We start from the raw sequence: 15,946 nt of genomic DNA, 5'->3' as shown, positions 1-15,946 counted from the left end.
CGAGCTGCAGGAGCATCCCGATGGATCAGGACGTGCTGGTACGCCTCACGGGCATCGTCAAGAGGTTCGGCGCCTTCGTCGCCAACGACCGCATCGACCTGACCGTGAAGGCGGGCACCGTGCACGCGATCGTCGGCGAGAACGGCGCGGGCAAGTCGACGCTGATGAAGATCCTGGCCGGCGAGGAGCGGCCCGACGAGGGCACGATCGAGATCGCCGGCCGGGAGCGCTCGTTCCGGTCGCCCCGCGACGCCCAGCAGGCCGGGATCGGGATCGTGCACCAGCACTTCCTGCTCGCCGACGCCCTGCGGGTGTGGGAGAACGTCGTGCTCGCCGACGAACCCGGCTCCGCGTTCCGCCTGGACAGCAGGGCGGCCCGTTCGCGGGTCGCCTCGCTGGCCGAGGACAACGGCTTCCTGGTCGACGTCGACGCCGTCGTGCGCGACCTCGGCGTGGGCGGCCGGCAGCGCGTCGAGATCCTGAAGGTGCTCTACCGCGACGCGAGGATCATCATCCTCGACGAGCCGACCGCCGTGCTGGTCCCGAGCGAGGCGCAGTCCCTGTTCGCCGCCATGCGCCGCTTCACCGCGGCCGGTGCGGCCGTGATCTTCATCTCGCACAAGCTCGACGAGGTGCTCGACTTCGCCGACGAGATCACCGTGATCCGGGCCGGCGCGGTGGTCGGCCGCACCACGCCCGCGGAGTCCTCGGCCTCCGACCTCGCCTCGCTGATGGTCAAGGTGGCGATGCCGACCGTGGCGCCGCGCGCCGTGCCGCCGGGGAAGGACGTGGTGCTCGCGGCCGCCGAGGTCACCGTCGGCGACCCGGGGGAGGTGCCGGCGCTGGACGCGGTCTCGCTCGCGGTGCACAGCGGCGAGATCGTGGGCATCGCGGGCGTCGAGGGCAACGGCCAGTCGGAGCTCCTGATGGCCCTGCTCGGCCGGGTCAAGCACGCCGGGGTCATCACGATGGGCGGCGACGACATCAGCACCCTGCCGACGGATGCGCGACGCGCCAGGGGGATGGCCTACATCCCCGAAGACCGGCACCGCGACGGCATCGTGCTCTCGATGGCGCTCCGCGAGAACGCGGCGCTCGGCTATCACACCCGACCCCCGGTCAAGCGCGGGCCCTGGTTCAGCCGCAGCGGCGCCGCCGGGGTCGCCCGCAGCATCATCTCGCGCTTCGACGTGCGCGGCGGAGAGGTCTCCACGCCCGCCTCCACCCTCTCGGGCGGCAACCAGCAGAAGTTCATCGTGGGTCGGGAACTCGGCTCCGATCCGCGCGTGCTCATCGCCGCGCATCCCACCCGCGGCGTCGACATCGGCGCCCAGTCGGCCGTCTGGAGCGAGCTGACCGCCGCCCGCGACATTGGCCTCGGCACCCTGCTCATCTCGGCCGACCTCGACGAGCTGCTCGCGCTCTCGGACCGGCTGCTGGTGTTCTACCGCGGCCGGATCGTCGGCGAGCTCGACCCCCGCGAGGTCGACGCCCAGGAGCTCGGCGAGTACATGACGGGTGTGCGCACCCAGATCGGAGGCGCCGAATGATCCGGCGCATCGCCGTCACCCTCGCCGGCCCCGTCATCTCGGTGCTGCTGGCCCTCCTGGTGACGACGCTCTTCCTCACCTTCGGCGGCTACTCCGCCGCCTCGGCGTACGAGGTGATGTGGAACTACGGCATCGAGCCGGCCTCCCTCGTCTCGGCCCTCAACAACGCGGTGCCGCTCTACCTGGCCGGTGTGGCCGCGGCGTTCGCACTGCGGATGGGGCTGTTCAACATCGGCGTCGACGGCCAGTACCGGGTCGCCGCGCTGGCGGGCGCGGTGGTCGCCGCGAACCTGCCGCTGCCGCTGTACCTCCGGCTGCCCATCACCCTGGTCGTCTGCTGCCTGGTCGGCGCCCTCTGGGCGCTCGTGCCGGCCCTGCTCAAGGTCTACCGCGGGGTCAGCGAGGTCATCACCTCGATCCTGATGAACGCGATCGCGACCACGGTCGTGGCGATCCTGCTCGCCGACGTCTTCCGTTCCGGCGGCGGCCAGAACACCGGCACCGCGATCATCGACGCCGAGGGCGCGATGCCCGCGCTGATCGACCTCGGCATCGGCAACCGCACCACCATCAGCGGCTTCCTGCTCGTCGCGATCGTCGTCGGCATCCTCTTCTACCTCATCCAGTACCGCACCGTGTTCGGGTTCACCCTCCAGGTGGCGGCGAAGTCACCCGAGGCGGCCGAGTCGGCCGGCATCCGGGTGAACCGCCGCATCATCTGGGCCATGCTCGGCTCCGGAGCGATCGCCGGGCTCGTCGGGTTGCCGCACGTGCTGGGCACCGCGTTCCGGTTCGACGGCACGCTGCCCACCGACCTGATGTTCACGGGCCTCGCCGCCGCGCTGCTCGGGCGTTCGCATCCGATCGGCATCGCGCTGGGCGCCTTCGTGCTCGCCTTCGTCGAGCGCAGCTCGCAGGTGCTGGGCCTCGTGAAGCTGCCCACCGAGGTGGGCTCGGTGTTCATGGCGGTCATCCTGCTCAGCTCGGCGATCGGCTATTGGCTCACCGAGCGCGCCGACCAGCGGATCGCGCTCTGGGACGCCCTCCGCCGCCGTCGCGCGGCCGGTCGAGGCGGGGCGAACCCCCCGGCACCGCCCGCACCCCCCACTTCCTCGGCCCCCGGACTGGAGGCGGCACGATGACCGGCACCGTCGAATCCGCGACCCCCTCGGCGCACGCCGCGGCACCGCGCTCGCTCGCACCCAGCCCCCGGCGGCTGCGCTCCGCCCTGCGCTGGGGCCTGCTCGGGCTCGGGCTGATCATCGTGGCGCAGTACGTGGCCGACGCGCCCGGCATCTCGGCGTCGTCGACCTGGGGCTCGGCGCTGCGGCTCACCGTGCCGATCGCCGTCGTCGCCATCGGCGGCCTCTACTCCGAACGGGCCGGCGTGATCAACGTGGGCCTGGAGGGCATGATGATCGGCGGCACCTGGATGGCCGGGCTGTTCGGCTGGCTCTGGGGGCCCTGGGCGGCGCTCGGCGGCGGCGTGGTCGGCGGGCTGATCTTCGGTCTGCTCATGGCGGTGCTCTGCATCGAGATGGGGCTCAATCAGCTGATCGTCGGTGTCTCGATCAACGTGATCGCAGCCGCGCTCGCCCGCTTCATGTCCGACATCGTCTTCAACGGCACCGACGGCGGCACGATCGCGCGCTCGCCGCGGATCGACGGATCCCTGCCCGTGCTCAGCGTGCCCTTCCTCTCGGGCGGGCTCGGCACCCCCGATCTGACCCGCACGATGGAGGGCTCGGGCATCCCGGTCGTGACCCAGCTCGGCGGCATCGTCGGCGGGCTCACCCACGACGTCTCGCTCGCCGCGATCGTCGGGCTGCTGCTGATCCCCGCCACCGCCTACGTGCTGTGGCGCACCAAGTTCGGCCTGCGTTGGCGCGCGGCCGGCGAGCAGCCCGCGGCGCTGCAGGCGCTAGGCGGCAAGGTGCACCGCACCCGCTACATCGCCGTGCTGGTCGGCAGCGGTCTGGCCGGATTCGCGGGCGGCTACCTCGCCCTCATCTCGCAGGCGTACGTCGAGAACCAGACCGCCGGCCGCGGCTTCATCGGTCTGGCCACGCTGATCTTCGGCAACTGGATGCCCTCGGGCGTCTTCCTGGGGTCGTCGCTGTTCGGCTTCAGCGACGCCGTCGGCCTCGGCCGGCCCGAGACCTTCCGGGCGCTGCTGTTCATCCTGGCCGTCATCTTCCTGGTGCTCGGGCTGCTGCGCTTCGCCCGCGGTGCGCGGCGGGCCGGCATCGCGCCGGCCGCGCTCGGAGCCGTGCTGCTCCTGGTCTTCCTCTTCGTGCCGCTGCCCAGCGCGCTCGCGACGGCGGCCCCCTACCTCGTGACCCTCGCCGTGCTCATCGTGGCCGGCACGACGATGCGAGCGCCGGCCGCCCTCGGGCAGCTGTTCCCCCGCAAGAACTCCCGAACCTGAAAGAGCTCGAATGAACCGCATCACCGCTGACCTCTGGGACGGCGAGAACGCCCTCGGCACGAGCACGCTCGAGTGGAGCGTCGACGAGACCGACGGCGTGATCACGGCGATCAGCCCGGCCGAGCCGGGGGCTGCATCCGGAGCGGTCGACCCGTCCGGGAGCCCGGCGTTCTCGGTCATCCCGGGCCTGATCGACACGCACCTCCACCTCGTCGGCCACGCCGGGCCGGGGCGCGCCGACTTCCTGACCTGGCCGCTGACCACCCGGGTCGAGGAGCAGACGCTGCACGGCCTCGCCAACGCGGCCAAGGCGCTGCGTGGCGGGGTCACGACCGTGCGCGACCTGGCGGCCGACGACATCCAGTTCTCGCTGCGGCGGGCGATCGACGACCACGTCATCGACGGTCCGCGGATGCTCGCGCACGGCATGGTGAGCATGACGGCCGGCCACGGCGACCTGTTCACCCCGCCCGCCTTCCCCCTGCGCAAACTGCTCGCCGACGGGCCGGTCGAGTGCCGGAAGCTCGTGCGGCACTGGGCCCGCGCCGGAGCCGACGGCGTCAAGATCGCCACGAGCGGCGGTGTGCTCTCGGTGGGCGACCGCAGCGAGTGGCGCAACTACACCGGCGAGGAGATCGCGGTCATCGTCGACGAGGCCCACGCCCTCGGGCTGCGGGTCGCCGCGCACGCGCACACCGAGGCGGGGATCGACGCGGCCATCGAGCACGGCGTCGACTCGATCGAGCACGGCACCCTGATCACCGCGGAGCAGGCCGCGCGGATCGCCGCGGCCGGCATCACCGTGGCACCGACCCTGCTGATCAACGACCGGATCGCCGCGGGCGAGAACGGCGTCTCGGCCGAGCAGGCCGAGAAGGCCGGCGAACTCGTCGCCCGCCGCGACGCCCTGCTGCGCGCGGCCGCGGAGGCCGGAGTCGACTTCGTGCTCGGAACGGATGCCAACGGCCACCACGTGCGCTTCGGCGACCAGATGGCGGAGGTGCGGCTGATGGCCTCGGTGTTCGGCTGGAGCGCGTCGCGGGCGCTGGAGGCGGCCACCTCGCGGGCGGCCCGGGCGATCGGGCGGGAGGCGACCGTGGGCCGGCTCTCGGTGGGGCGCCTGGCCGACTTCGTGGTGCTGCGCGGGCGGCCGTGGGAGCGGATCGAAGAGCTGGACACCCGGGAGATCGTGGCCGTGGTGTCGCGCGGGCGCGTGGTGGCGGGGGAGCTGCCGCGGTAGGTGGGGTCGTCGGTCTCGCTGGCTGTGTCGGGCGTGGCTGTGGTGTCGGTCGTTTCTGCCGTGTCAGGGGTCTCGGCGCTGTCGGCGGTGTCTGCGCTGTCGGTCGTGTCTGCGCTGTCGGTCGTGTCTGGCAGGATCGGGGCATGAGCTACTCGCCGCCGCCCGCGTATCCGCCGCCGCCGCCCTACCAGCCGACGCCGACCGGCCCCGCGCCCAAGCGCGGCAACGGGTTCGGGCTCGCCGCCCTCATCCTGGGCATCGCGGCCTTCGTGGGGGCGTTCATCCCGTTCGTCAACTACGTCAGCGGCGTGATCGCGTTCGTGGGGCTCGTGCTCGGCATCGTCGCCGTCGTGCTCAAGGGGCGCCGGCGGGCCGCGGGGGTCGCGGGCATCATCCTGAACGCGATCGCGCTGGTGCTCTCGATCATCCTCGCCGTCGCCTACACGGCCTGGCTGTTCGGCAGCATCGCCGAGGGCATCCGCCAGGGGCAGGACGGCGCGACCGGGCAGACCACGCTGATCTACCAGGTCGAGGGCACCGGCACGGATGTCTCGATCTCCTACTGGGCGTACAGCGACGGCATCTCGGCGACCCAGCAGACCACCGCGGCGACCCTGCCGTTCGAGCAGCAGTACATCGTCTCGACCGGCGGCGCGGCGACCTACAACAGCTACACGATCACCGCCACGAACGGCGCGGGCGCGGGCGACGTCACCTGCCGGATCACGCTCGACGGCAAGGTGCTGACCGAGCAGACCAGCAGCGGGGCGTACTCGACCGCGAGCTGCACCGCGTCGGGAACCGAGCTGCTGCGCTGAGTCGGGGGCGCGCGTGCCTGGGCAGGCGCCCTGAGTGCGCGTCGCAGGGGGTCGGCGAAATTACGCTGGGGGCATGAGCGAGCCGATCATCCTCCCGCCGACCGACCCGACCTCCGCTGCGGGCGGGGGCGCGGCTGCCGGTGGGGGCACGGGTGCGGCTGCCGGTGCGCCGGACGGCGTGGGCGCCGCGGCGAAGAACCTCGGTCGCGCGGTGGGTCGGGCTGCCGGGAAGACCGCGGGGCGCGCGGCGCGAGGGGCTCGCGAGCAGATCCGCAAGAACCCCACCACCGACACGGTCTACCGCACCGGAGTCGGGGTCGTCGGTGGTGCCACGGTCGCGCTCGGGGTCGTGATGATCCCGCTGCCCGGTCCGGGCGCCCTCGTCGCGCTCGGCGGGCTCGGCATCCTCTCGACCGAGTTCGAGGGGGCGAAGAAGGCCCGCGTGCGCGCGACCTCCGTGGCCAAGAAGGCCGTCGGCGTCGCGAAGGACGCCCGCGCCCGCCGTCGCGCCCCCCGCTCGGCCCCCGAGGCCTGATCCTCCTTCGGCTCCCGGGGTCTGATCCTTGTTCGGCTCCCGAGGCATGACCCCGGCCCCGCCCCTGACCTTCGGTCCCTCCACCCAATGCCCTCCACCCGTCACTCGTTGTCGCTATCAGCGCGGTTGAGCGACAAGTAGTGACGGGTCGTCGACCGGAGGGGGACAGGGAGTGCCGGGCGGGTGAGCCCGGGGTGCCTACGATGGAGGGATGATCCGCTCGAACCTGCGCCGGTCGGCGCCCGGCGCACGCTGATGGGCGCGCCGTTCTTCTCCCGCGACCTCGGCGACGGCATCTCGCTGGGGCTGCGCACGCTCGACACGGTCGACGAGCTCCAGTCGCTCGCCGTCCGCAACCTCGACCGGCTGCGGCGCTGGGAGCCGTGGGCGCAGTTCGAGCAGACGCTCGAATCGACCAGGGCCTACACCGAGTTCGAGCTCGGGCGGTTCGTGCGGGGCGAGGTCGTGCCGGTCGTGATGTACGACGGCGGGGTCGCGGTCGGCTCCGCCGGGCTCAAGATCGACCCCTCGGCGGGCAACGCCGAGCTCGGGTACTGGATCGACGCCGCGTCCGAGGGGCGGGGCATCGTGACCCGCACCTGCGCCGCGCTGCTCGAGCTCGCGTCGGAGCGGGGCATCCGCCGGGTCGAGATCCGGGCGGCGACCGAGAACGTGCGCAGCATCCGGGTGGCGGAGCGACTCGGCTTCGAGCGCGAGGGCACGCTCCGCCAGGCCCTCCCGGTCGGCGACCGGCGGCTCGACCTCGCACTCTACGCCCGTATCCCATAGGCGGCGCCGGGCTGCCCGAATACGGTTCCCCATGTGTTGTTAGCTCTTTAGCGTTTGTGCTACATTGCGAACATGCAAGACAAGACGAGCGACGTGTTCTCGGCCCTGGCGCACCCTACGCGCCGGCAGATCCTGCAGGATCTGAAGCAGGGCGAGCTCGCCGCCGGTGACATCGCCTCGCGGTTCTCGACCTCCGGGCCGACGATCTCGCGCCATCTCGCGGTGCTGAAGAACGCGGGGCTGGTGACCGAGCGGCGGGATGCGAACCGCATCCTCTACTCGCTGGTCGGCGATCGGCTCGCGCTGTCGGTGGGCGACTTCCTGTCGACGGTGTGTCCGGAGCAGATCGTGCTGCGCGAGGCGCGGAAGGTGCGCGGCGATCGCGCGGCTGGTGCTGGTGCGAGTTCGGTTGCCGGTGATGGCGTAGATGCGAGCGCGAGCGAGTCGGCGGGTGCCGGCGCGGACGCTAGAGAGTCGGCGAAGGGGAGTGCGAATGCGGGTGCCGGCGCGGGTCGGAGCCTCGACTCGCGGACGGCGACGGCGGCGGCGACGGCGGCGGCGAGCGGATGACGCCGGGCCGGATGCGCGGCTAAGACGGCAGGGCGACGAGCAGGCGGGACGGCCGGCTCGGGCGGCGGTCGGCATCCTCGCCGGCCGACGTGATCGATCGGGATTCGATTCAGGGTCGGGGGACACTGATGCACGAAAGTACTACGGGCGCGCGCGCCCGGACGGAGGCGGCGCTTCCGCTCCGAGCGCGACGGTACGTGCTGCCGCCGCTGGCGGCGACGATCGAGCGGCGGCTGCTCGTGAGCTACCGGCTCGACGCCGACGTGGCGGCCTCGCTGCTGCCTGACGGGCTTCGCCCGCAGCTGGTCGACGGCAGCGCCGTGGCCGGGATCTGCCTGCTGCGGCTGGGCGCGTTCCGGCCCGCGGTCATCCGCCGCGAGATCGGCTGGGGCGCCGAGAACGCCGCCCACCGGATCGCGGTCGAGTGGGACGAGCCCGTCGATGCCGAGTTCGATAGCGACGAAGATGCTGACGGCGATGACGCCAGCGACGCCGATAACGCCGTTGTCGCCCCTGACCGCGATGACGCCGGCGCCGACGACTTCGGAATCGACGGCCGCGGCGCGGTCGGCCCGGGCACCCGCACCACCACCCGCCCCCGCACCCGCACCCGCACCCGCACCCGCTCGGGCGTGTACATCCCCGTCCGGCACAGTGCCTCGCGCCTCCCGCAGCTGGCCGGCGGCCGGCTGTTCCCGGGCGTGCACCGCCACGCGCGCTTCGACGTGCACGAGTCGGACACGCGTCTGCAGGTCGCACTCGAGGCTCCGGATGCGCGGGTCGCCCTCGACGTCGACGTCATCCCGGATGCGGACTGGTCGAGCTCGCTCTTCGGCAGCGTCGCCGAGGCCTCGGCCTTCTACCGGCGCGGGTCGGTCGGCTGGTCGCCCTCGCGCGGGCCGGCGTCGGCGCTCCGCTACGACGGTTTGGAGCTGAAGACCGAAGCGTGGGCGGTCGCAGCCGGCCGCATCCGGAGCATCCGCTCGTCGTTCTTCGACGCCCTGCCTGCGGGGAGCGCCGAGGTCGACAGCGTGCTCGTGATGCGCGACGTGCCGATGCGCTGGGCGATCGTCTGACCTGGCCTCACCGACCGCGCGGCGACGGCCGGTAGCGATTGCGCGTACGGCGGCCCGGCAACGGCGCGGGCGCGACCGCAGGGCGTAGCGCGGCGGCGGGCTAGGAACCGGGGCGGGGCCGCGGACCCGGCGCGGCGGCGGCTTAGGAACCCGGGGCGGCGGCCTCGGACTCGGCACGGCGGCGGGCACGGGCCTCGTCGGCGGCCGCGGCCTCCTCGACCGTGGGGGCCGTGCCGCCGAGGGAGCGGGGCTGCCACCACTGGCCCGTGCCGTCCTGCGGGTAGTCGCGCTGGAGGGTGTCGGTGAGCTGCTGCAGGGTGTCGCGCAACACGGCCGTCGTGGCGGCCACGTCGTCGTCGGGCGTGACGGCGATCGGAGCGCCGAAGGCGAAGTCGACCTCCACGCCCAGGCGGTCGCGCAGCCGGATCTTGCGGTTCTTGGTCAGCAGCCGCTGCCCGCCCCAGACGGCCACCGGGATCACCGGCACCCCGGCCTCGGCGGCCAGCCGCACGGCGCCCGACTTGAGCTCGCGCACGGTGAAGCTCGAGCTCACGCCCGCCTCGGGGAACACCCCGATCAGCTCACCGCGCCGCAACGCCGCGACCGCTTCGGCGTAGGCCGCGCCACCCGCGGCCATGTCGACCTCGATGTGCTTCATGCCCCGGAGCAGGGTGCCGACCACCGGTTTGTCGAACGCGCGCTTGGTCGCCATGAAGCGGATGCGTCGACGGTTGTGCAGCCAGGTCTGCCACTCGACGAGGGCGAACTCGAGGTACCCGAAGTGCGTCATGGCGAAGACCGCGCCGCCGGTGTCGGGGATGTTCTCCACCCCCGTCGCCCGGCGCTTCAGCCGGAGCGCGGCGAACAGCGATCGGCCCACGCCGATCGCGAAGGTGTAGATGGGCTCGGCTGCGCGGCGGGACATGGCCCCACCGTAGGGTGCGCAGATGGGTAACCGGAGGGAAAGCGCGGGGAAGCTGCACGAACGGGCTGATATTCGCGCCTATACGTGCATAGTGCACGTATAGGCGCGAATATCAGCCCGTTCGACCATCAGTCGGCGAAGATCTTCCCCACCGGCGCCCGCTTCTCTGCCTGGAACGCATCCTCGGCCCGGCCGTAGGCCCAGTACGCCGACAGCGAGAGCTGCGTGCGCGGGATGCCCCAGGCATCCAGCAGCAGCGGCCGCAACGCCTTCATCGTCTCGCGCTCACCGTGCACGAAGGCCTGCGTGCCGACCGGCGGGGCGTCGAGCGCGCGCAGCGCCGCGATCAGCACGGTCGAGGTGCCGGCGGGGGCGCCGTCGCGGTGCACCCAGTCGATCGTGATCCCGGCCGGGGCGACGAGCGGGAGGTGGTCGGCGTCGCCGTCGACCTCGATCACGACGCGGCCCGAGGCGTCGGCCGGCATGGCCTCGAGCGCGGCCGCGATGGCCGGGATGGCGGACTCGTCGCCGGCGAGCACGTGGAAGGCCGCCGTAGGGTCCGGTTCGTAGCCGCCGCCGATGCCCGAGAGCACGACCGCGTCGCCCGGCCTGGCCGCACCGGCCCAGGGACCGGCGACTCCGGTGTCGCCGTGCACGACGAAGTCGATCCAGACCTCGCCGGCCTCGCGGTCGATACGGCGCAGGGTGTACGTGCGCTGCGACGGGAGCTGCTCGGGGGCGAGCCGCTCGCGCAGGGCGGCCAGGTCGTAGGGCGGCGTGAGGTCGGAGCCCGCGGGCGCGAACAGCATCTTCGAGTAGCGGTCGGTCTGCGTCGACTCGGGGATGGTGGCGATCGCGTCGCCCTCGGCCACCACGCGCACGAGGTGGGGGGCGATCGCCTCGGTGCGCTTGACGCGGAGCACCCGCTGCGGCTGCGGCGGGCGCGCCGGCCTGCCGGGGGCGGCGGATGCGGAGGTGGCGGGTGCGGCGGATGCGGGGCCGGCGAACGCGGGCGCGGATGTGGTCGCATCGGGGTTCGCTTCGGGAGCGGACGCGGTGGGTTCAGCCGCGACGCCTGTGGCGGGGGCGGCGGCGGGTGCGGGTGCGGGGACCTCCGCCGGCGCGGCAGCGGTCTCGTCGGGGCGGGGGGCGTCGGTCATCGGAAGGGTCTCCTCGGGGCGGTCCGACCTCCGGCACCGGCAGGCGCCGCGGTCACCCTTCGACGCTAGCCGCTTCCCGAGGCACCCGGGCGACGGCGACCCGGTAGGGTCGGGGGCACGCGACGAGGCGGAGGTGATCGGGATGTGCCGATGGGTGGCCTACACGGGCGAGGCACTGCATCCGTCGACCCTCATCCTCGACACCCCGCACTCGCTCGTGGCGCAGTCGCTGAACTCCCCGCTCGGCAAGGAGACGGTCAACGGCGACGGGTTCGGCCTCGGCTGGTACCGGCGCGACGCCGTGCCGGGGGCGGCGCCGGCGCTGTTCCGCAGCATCGAACCGGCCTGGTTCGACGAGAACCTTGCCGAGATCGCCCGGGCGGTCTCGACCCCGCTGTTCTTCGCGCACGTGCGGGCGGCGAGCGGGCCGCCGATCCAGCAGACCAACTGCCATCCGTTCCGGCACGAGAACTGGCTGTTCATGCACAACGGAGCTCTCGCCGACTGGCCGCGCATCAAGCGCGACGTGCTGCTCGAGCTCGATCCGGCGCTGTTCGCGTCGATCCGCGGCACGACCGACTCCGAGGCGCTGTTCCTGCTCGCCCTCACCTTCGGGCTCACGGCCGACCCGATCGGGGCGATGGGCCGGGCGATCCGCGAGATCGAGCAGATCGGCGACGCCCTCAGCGTGCCCCACCCGGTGCAGGGCACCTTCGCGGTAAGCGACGGCACCACGGTCTGGGCCTTCCGCTACTCGACCGCGCACGCATCCCGCAGCCTGTTCTACTCCGAGGAGGTGGCCACGCTGCAGGCCACCTACCCCGACATCGAGCGGCTGCGCATCTTCGGCGCCGGCGCGAAGGTGATCGTCTCGGAGCCGCTCACCGATCTACCGGGCGCCTTCATCGAGGTGCCCGAGTCGACGGTGGTGATCGCGGATGCGAACGGGTACCGCGAGGAGCCGTTCCTGCGCTGATCTGTTCCTGCGCTGATCTGTTCCTGCACTGGGCCGTGCACCCGCGCCGGGCAGAGAGAAGCCGTGACGCCCGGCCGCTGGGAGGGGATGGACGTCACGGCGATCGGGGCGACCCGCGGGCCTACTCCTCCTGCTTCAACGCGATGCCGATCGCGAAGAAGGTGGGGGCCCAGTGCCCGATGAAGATGCCCCAGCGGTCGGACTGCGCCCGGTCGTGGCTCTTCTTGCCGCGCGAGGCGAGCCAGGCGATGAGCGAGATCACGACGGATGCGAAGCCGGCCAGGTAGGCGTGCTTGCTCTGGATGCCGAGGTCGTGCGCGAATTCGATCGGGTCGAAGCCGACCTTCTCGATGTCCTTCTTGGCCATGGTGGCGCTTCCTTTCCGACGCCCGGGCGGAGATCGGGTGTCTGGTTCCACCATCCACCAGAAACGACCCGGCGAACAGGCCGCGGATCAATAGAATCGGGCCATGGCACCCCGGCTCCTCGTCAGCGCCGTGCCGGATGCCCTGACGCTCCCCGTGGCCGAGGCCTTCGCGGCGGTGCACGGAGCTGACGACGACGTGTTCTGGCTCGACGATCACGAGGGCTGGTCGGTGTTCGGGGCGGGCGCGCGGTGGCTGCCGGCGGCGGGTCGGCCGCTGCTCGACGCGCTCGCGGCCGAGCTGGTGGCGATGGCTCCGGCTGCGCCCGAGGTGGCGGATGCCGGTGCGATGGATGTCGGCGAGAACGATGGCGGCGTGACGGATGCCGGCGAGACCGCGGGCGGCGTGACGGATGCCGGCGAAACCACAGGCGGTGTGACGGATGCGGCGGGGGCCGGGCTGCTCGAGGGTCTCGCGTGGCGGCCGGGGCTGGTGGGATGGCTCGATTACGGCCTCACCGCCGAGACGTTGGGTGTGCCGGTGGCCGGTTCAACGGCGGGGGCCGGGGGCGCGGCTGCCGGATCCGGGACCAGGTTCCTCCACGTCGATCGCGCGGTGGCGGTCGCGCCGGGCGGCCGGATGCTGCTGGTCGCGTGGGGCGAGGAGTGGCGCGGTGGGCTCGGTGACTGGCGCGACCGCATCCTGACCCTCCTCGGTCGGCGAATGGATGCCCGGCCCGCGACCGAGGGCGCCTCCGCTGAGGTCGCGACCGACGACGGCACCGGCATCGGCATGGACGGCGACAGTACCGGAGGTACCGAGACCGGGGGCGCCGCCACCGAGAGTCTGACCGAAGCGGCGGATGGGCCCGGCCCCCGCGCCGAGCCCGTCTGGCGGGACGACCGGGCGGCCTACGTCGAGAAGGTGCGGGCGTGCCAGGAGTCCATCCGCCGCGGCGACGCCTACGTGCTCAACCTCACGACCGAGGTCGTCGTGGCGGGGGTGCGGCGGGAGCCGCTCGAGGTCTTCCTCCGGCTGCGGGCGACGGCGCCCACGCGGCACGGCGGTTTCGTGCGCATCGGGGGAGTGAGCCTCGTCAGTTCGTCGCCCGAGAGCTTCCTCGAGCTCGACGGTGCCGGCGGGGTCGTGACGCGGCCGGTGAAGGGCACCCGACCCCGTTCATCCGACCCCCGGCTCGACCGCGAGCTGCGCGACGAGCTGGCCGGGAGCCCGAAGGAGCGCGCCGAGAACACGATGATCGTCGACCTGATGCGCAACGATCTCGCGTGGATCGCCACGCCCGGGTCGGTGGAGGTGACGGCGCTGCTGGAGGTCGAGAGCGTGCGGCAGGTGCATCAGCTCGTGAGCACGGTGCGGGGGCGGCTGGCCGACGGGGTCGGGGTGGTCGACGTGGTGCGGGCGGCCTTTCCGGCCGGGTCGATGACGGGGGCGCCGAAGCGCAGTGCGGTGGAGATCCTCGACGGCCTCGAGGGGCGGCCGAGGGGGATCTACTCGGGCGCGTTCGGCTTTCTCGGGGCGGACGGGCGGGCGGGGCTCGCGATGACGATCCGCTCGATCGTGCTCGAGGCGGGGGTCGCGCGCGTCGGCGTCGGCGGGGGAGTGACCGCGCTCTCGGACCCGGGCGCGGAGCACGACGAGGTGCTGCTCAAGGCGCGGGCGATGCTCGAAGCGCTGGCCTGAGGGGGCGGGGCGGTGCGGTGCGGTGCGCGCTGCCACCGTGGGTCTGCCGTGACGCTGGGGGCGGCCCCGTCTCCGCGGGTCCGGCCATCCATCGCAGGGCTGCCTGATCGCTCCCGGGCCGAATTACGGCCCTGTCGCTAGGATGGGTTCATGGCGCGCACCCGGGAGTTCGACGAGAAGGCGCTTCAGGCGTCTGCTCTCGACGCGTTCTGGTCGAACGGTTTCGGCGGCACGTCGATCGGCGACATCTCGGCGGCGACCGGCGTCGGCAACGGCAGCATCTACGCTGCCTACGGCAGCAAGTTCGAGCTGTTCTACCTCGTGCTCGAGGCCTACTGCCGTTCGCGCGTCGACACGGTGCGGGAGGCGGTCGCGGTCGAGGGGCTGCCCGAGGTCGCGGTGCGGCACTTCCTCGACGTGATCATCGACGACTGCGCCAACCAGCCCGCGCGTCGCGGCTGCCTGATGCTGAACAGCGTCACCGAGTTCGGTGACCGCGAGCCGCGGGTGCGCGAGCTGATCGCCCTCGCGAACGCGGCCATGGAGCTGGCGGTCGCCGAGCGGCTGCGGCAGTCCGAGCAGGCCGGTGAGCTCGACACCTCCGGCGTCTCGGTCGAGGTGCTCGCGGCCGAGATCGTGATGATCTCGCAGGGCATCATCCAGCTCAGCCGGCTCGGCGCTCCGCTGGAGCGGATGACGGCGATCGCCGACTCCTACAGCGCCGGGCTCGCCCGCCTGTCCTGAGCCCGGCACTGGTTCGGCGAGGGGTCAGCCGGCGAGGATCCCGTCGATCTGGCCCATGGCCAGCCGCAGACCGTCCTCCATGCCCATCCCGACCAGCTGTTCGAGCTGCTCGAGGGAGTCGAACCGGCTGACGGTGACCATGCGGGTGCGGCCGCTCGCCGCATCCTCGCCGTCGATGGTCTCGAGCGTGACCGAGACGTGGATGACGGGCATCGACTCGTCGGGCACCCCGTCCTGATCGGCGAAGCCGTCTTCGAACGCGAGGGAGGTCGGCGCGTCGACCGCGGTGAAGTGCCACCAGCCGGGGGCATTCTCGCCCTCGGGCCCGGTCATGTGGTAGCCGGCCCGGCCGCCGGGTACGAGCTCGAGCTGGTCGAAGGTGGCGGGCCAGCCGGGCGGGCCCCACCAGCGCTCGAGCTGCCGGGGGTCGGCCCAGACCTGCCAGACGCGGTCGACGGGGGCGTCGAACTCGGCGACGAAGGTGAGGGTGAGGGCCTCGGGATCCCTCTCGGAGCTGATCACGGTCATCAGGGGTGTCCTTTCTCGGTGGGGGTGGTGGGGCCGTTGGTGTCGGTGGGGGTGGTGGGTTCGGTTGGGGCCGTGGTGCCAGCGGGGGCGGCATCGGGTGGGTTGCCGGTTGCGGGGTCGGCGTCGGCCGAGCTCGCGGAGTCGGCTACGGCAGGGTCGGGTGGGGTGTGCGTGGGGGCCGCGGGGCCGGGGTCGGCCGGGCTCGCGAGGAGCTCCTCGATGCGGAGGGTGCGCTCGCGCCAGAGGGCTTCGAACTCGCCGAGCAGGCGGCCGGCCTCGGCGAGGGTCTCGAGTCGTGCCCGCACGATCTGCTCCTTCCCTCGTCGTTGCTTCTGGATGATCGCGGCTCGTTCGAGCACGGCGACGTGCTTCTGCACGGCCGCGAAGCTCATCTCGTAGCGGGCGGCGAGGGCCGAGATCGACTGCTCCTGCCGGATCGCCCGACGCAGGATGTCGCGTCGGGTCGGGTCGGCGAGGGCGCGGAAGACCGCATCCGTCTCGTTCTCGCTGAGTCGTGTAACCATTTGGTTGTACGTTAGCG

At 72.6% G+C, this 15,946-nt stretch carries 17 protein-coding genes; 12 read left to right on the top strand and 5 right to left on the bottom strand.

From position 1 onward, the window contains the following. Nucleotides 1-20: 20 nt before the first annotated feature. The 9 genes from AC59HU_RS03205 (at nt 21) to AC59HU_RS03165 (ending at nt 9,006) form a co-directional block, all read left to right on the top strand. A complete protein-coding gene (locus AC59HU_RS03205; protein WP_497221885.1) occupies nt 21-1,550 on the top strand; it encodes an ABC transporter ATP-binding protein in 1,530 nt (509 codons plus the stop codon). Continuing rightward, nucleotides 1,547-2,692: an ABC transporter permease gene (locus AC59HU_RS03200; RefSeq protein ID WP_497221884.1), complete on the top strand. Its 1,146-nt coding sequence runs from the start codon at nt 1,547-1,549 to the stop codon at nt 2,690-2,692. The genes AC59HU_RS03205 and AC59HU_RS03200 overlap by 4 nt, the downstream gene beginning before the upstream one ends. Beyond that, nucleotides 2,689-3,978: an ABC transporter permease gene (locus AC59HU_RS03195; protein WP_497221883.1), complete on the top strand. Its 1,290-nt coding sequence runs from the start codon at nt 2,689-2,691 to the stop codon at nt 3,976-3,978. Before AC59HU_RS03200 ends, AC59HU_RS03195 begins: the two co-directional genes overlap by 4 nt. Nucleotides 3,979-3,988: 10 nt before the next feature. After that, nucleotides 3,989-5,218, top strand: coding sequence for a metal-dependent hydrolase family protein (locus tag AC59HU_RS03190; protein ID WP_497221882.1), 1,230 nt, complete (start codon nt 3,989-3,991; stop codon nt 5,216-5,218). 143 nt (nt 5,219-5,361) lie between these two features. After that, the gene (locus tag AC59HU_RS03185) at nt 5,362-6,036 is read left to right on the top strand and encodes an MmpS family transport accessory protein (protein ID WP_497221881.1); all 675 of its coding nucleotides are present in this window, start codon (nt 5,362-5,364) and stop codon (nt 6,034-6,036) included. A 73-nt stretch (nt 6,037-6,109) separates the two neighbouring features. Continuing rightward, nucleotides 6,110-6,571 carry a PGPGW domain-containing protein gene (locus tag AC59HU_RS03180; RefSeq protein ID WP_497221880.1) on the top strand — a complete coding sequence of 154 codons (462 nt, stop codon included), beginning with the start codon at nt 6,110-6,112 and terminating at the stop codon, nt 6,569-6,571. A gap of 255 nt (nt 6,572-6,826) precedes the next feature. Beyond that, on the top strand, nt 6,827-7,360 hold the full coding sequence (locus AC59HU_RS03175) for a GNAT family N-acetyltransferase (protein ID WP_497221879.1): 534 nt from the start codon (nt 6,827-6,829) through the stop codon (nt 7,358-7,360). A 72-nt stretch (nt 7,361-7,432) separates the two neighbouring features. After that, nucleotides 7,433-7,930 (top strand): metalloregulator ArsR/SmtB family transcription factor, encoded by a 498-nt coding sequence (locus tag AC59HU_RS03170; RefSeq protein WP_497221878.1) that lies wholly within the window; start codon nt 7,433-7,435, stop codon nt 7,928-7,930. 128 nt (nt 7,931-8,058) lie between these two features. Beyond that, nucleotides 8,059-9,006 carry a hypothetical protein gene (locus tag AC59HU_RS03165; RefSeq protein WP_497221877.1) on the top strand — a complete coding sequence of 316 codons (948 nt, stop codon included), beginning with the start codon at nt 8,059-8,061 and terminating at the stop codon, nt 9,004-9,006. Nucleotides 9,007-9,148: 142 nt separating this feature from the next. Here AC59HU_RS03165 and AC59HU_RS03160 read toward each other — a convergent pair whose 3' ends face one another. Together AC59HU_RS03160 and AC59HU_RS03155 are read right to left on the bottom strand one after the other, a co-directional pair. Further along, nucleotides 9,149-9,931: a lysophospholipid acyltransferase family protein gene (locus tag AC59HU_RS03160; RefSeq protein ID WP_497221876.1), complete on the bottom strand. Its 783-nt coding sequence runs from the start codon at nt 9,929-9,931 to the stop codon at nt 9,149-9,151. Between the two features lie 128 nt (nt 9,932-10,059). Further along, nucleotides 10,060-11,091, bottom strand: coding sequence for a siderophore-interacting protein (locus AC59HU_RS03155; protein ID WP_497221875.1), 1,032 nt, complete (start codon nt 11,089-11,091; stop codon nt 10,060-10,062). A 142-nt stretch (nt 11,092-11,233) separates the two neighbouring features. On the opposite strand from AC59HU_RS03155, the gene AC59HU_RS03150 reads away from it, so the two are divergent. Next, nucleotides 11,234-12,067, top strand: a complete 834-nt coding sequence (locus AC59HU_RS03150; protein ID WP_497221874.1) for a class II glutamine amidotransferase — start codon at nt 11,234-11,236, stop codon at nt 12,065-12,067. 121 nt (nt 12,068-12,188) lie between these two features. Here AC59HU_RS03150 and AC59HU_RS03145 read toward each other — a convergent pair whose 3' ends face one another. After that, a complete protein-coding gene (locus AC59HU_RS03145) occupies nt 12,189-12,434 on the bottom strand; it encodes a hypothetical protein (RefSeq protein WP_497221873.1) in 246 nt (81 codons plus the stop codon). A gap of 103 nt (nt 12,435-12,537) precedes the next feature. On the opposite strand from AC59HU_RS03145, the gene AC59HU_RS03140 reads away from it, so the two are divergent. Both AC59HU_RS03140 and AC59HU_RS03135 read left to right on the top strand, forming a co-directional pair. Beyond that, nucleotides 12,538-14,133, top strand: a complete 1,596-nt coding sequence (locus tag AC59HU_RS03140) for an anthranilate synthase component I family protein (protein ID WP_497221872.1) — start codon at nt 12,538-12,540, stop codon at nt 14,131-14,133. A gap of 150 nt (nt 14,134-14,283) precedes the next feature. Next, nucleotides 14,284-14,877: a TetR/AcrR family transcriptional regulator gene (locus AC59HU_RS03135; protein WP_497221871.1), complete on the top strand. Its 594-nt coding sequence runs from the start codon at nt 14,284-14,286 to the stop codon at nt 14,875-14,877. 24 nt (nt 14,878-14,901) lie between these two features. Here the strand turns inward: AC59HU_RS03135 and AC59HU_RS03130 are convergent, their stop codons facing one another. Continuing rightward, the gene (locus AC59HU_RS03130) at nt 14,902-15,405 is read right to left on the bottom strand and encodes an SRPBCC family protein (protein ID WP_497221870.1); all 504 of its coding nucleotides are present in this window, start codon (nt 15,403-15,405) and stop codon (nt 14,902-14,904) included. After that, nucleotides 15,405-15,929, bottom strand: coding sequence for an ArsR/SmtB family transcription factor (locus tag AC59HU_RS03125; protein ID WP_497221869.1), 525 nt, complete (start codon nt 15,927-15,929; stop codon nt 15,405-15,407). The genes AC59HU_RS03130 and AC59HU_RS03125 overlap by 1 nt, the downstream gene beginning before the upstream one ends. Between the last annotated feature and the right edge of the window lie 17 nt (nt 15,930-15,946).

Source organism: Herbiconiux sp. 320_LB, assembly GCF_059691755.1.
Note: the sequence above shows the minus strand (reverse complement) of the source record. Positions and strands in the feature narration are given on the sequence as shown.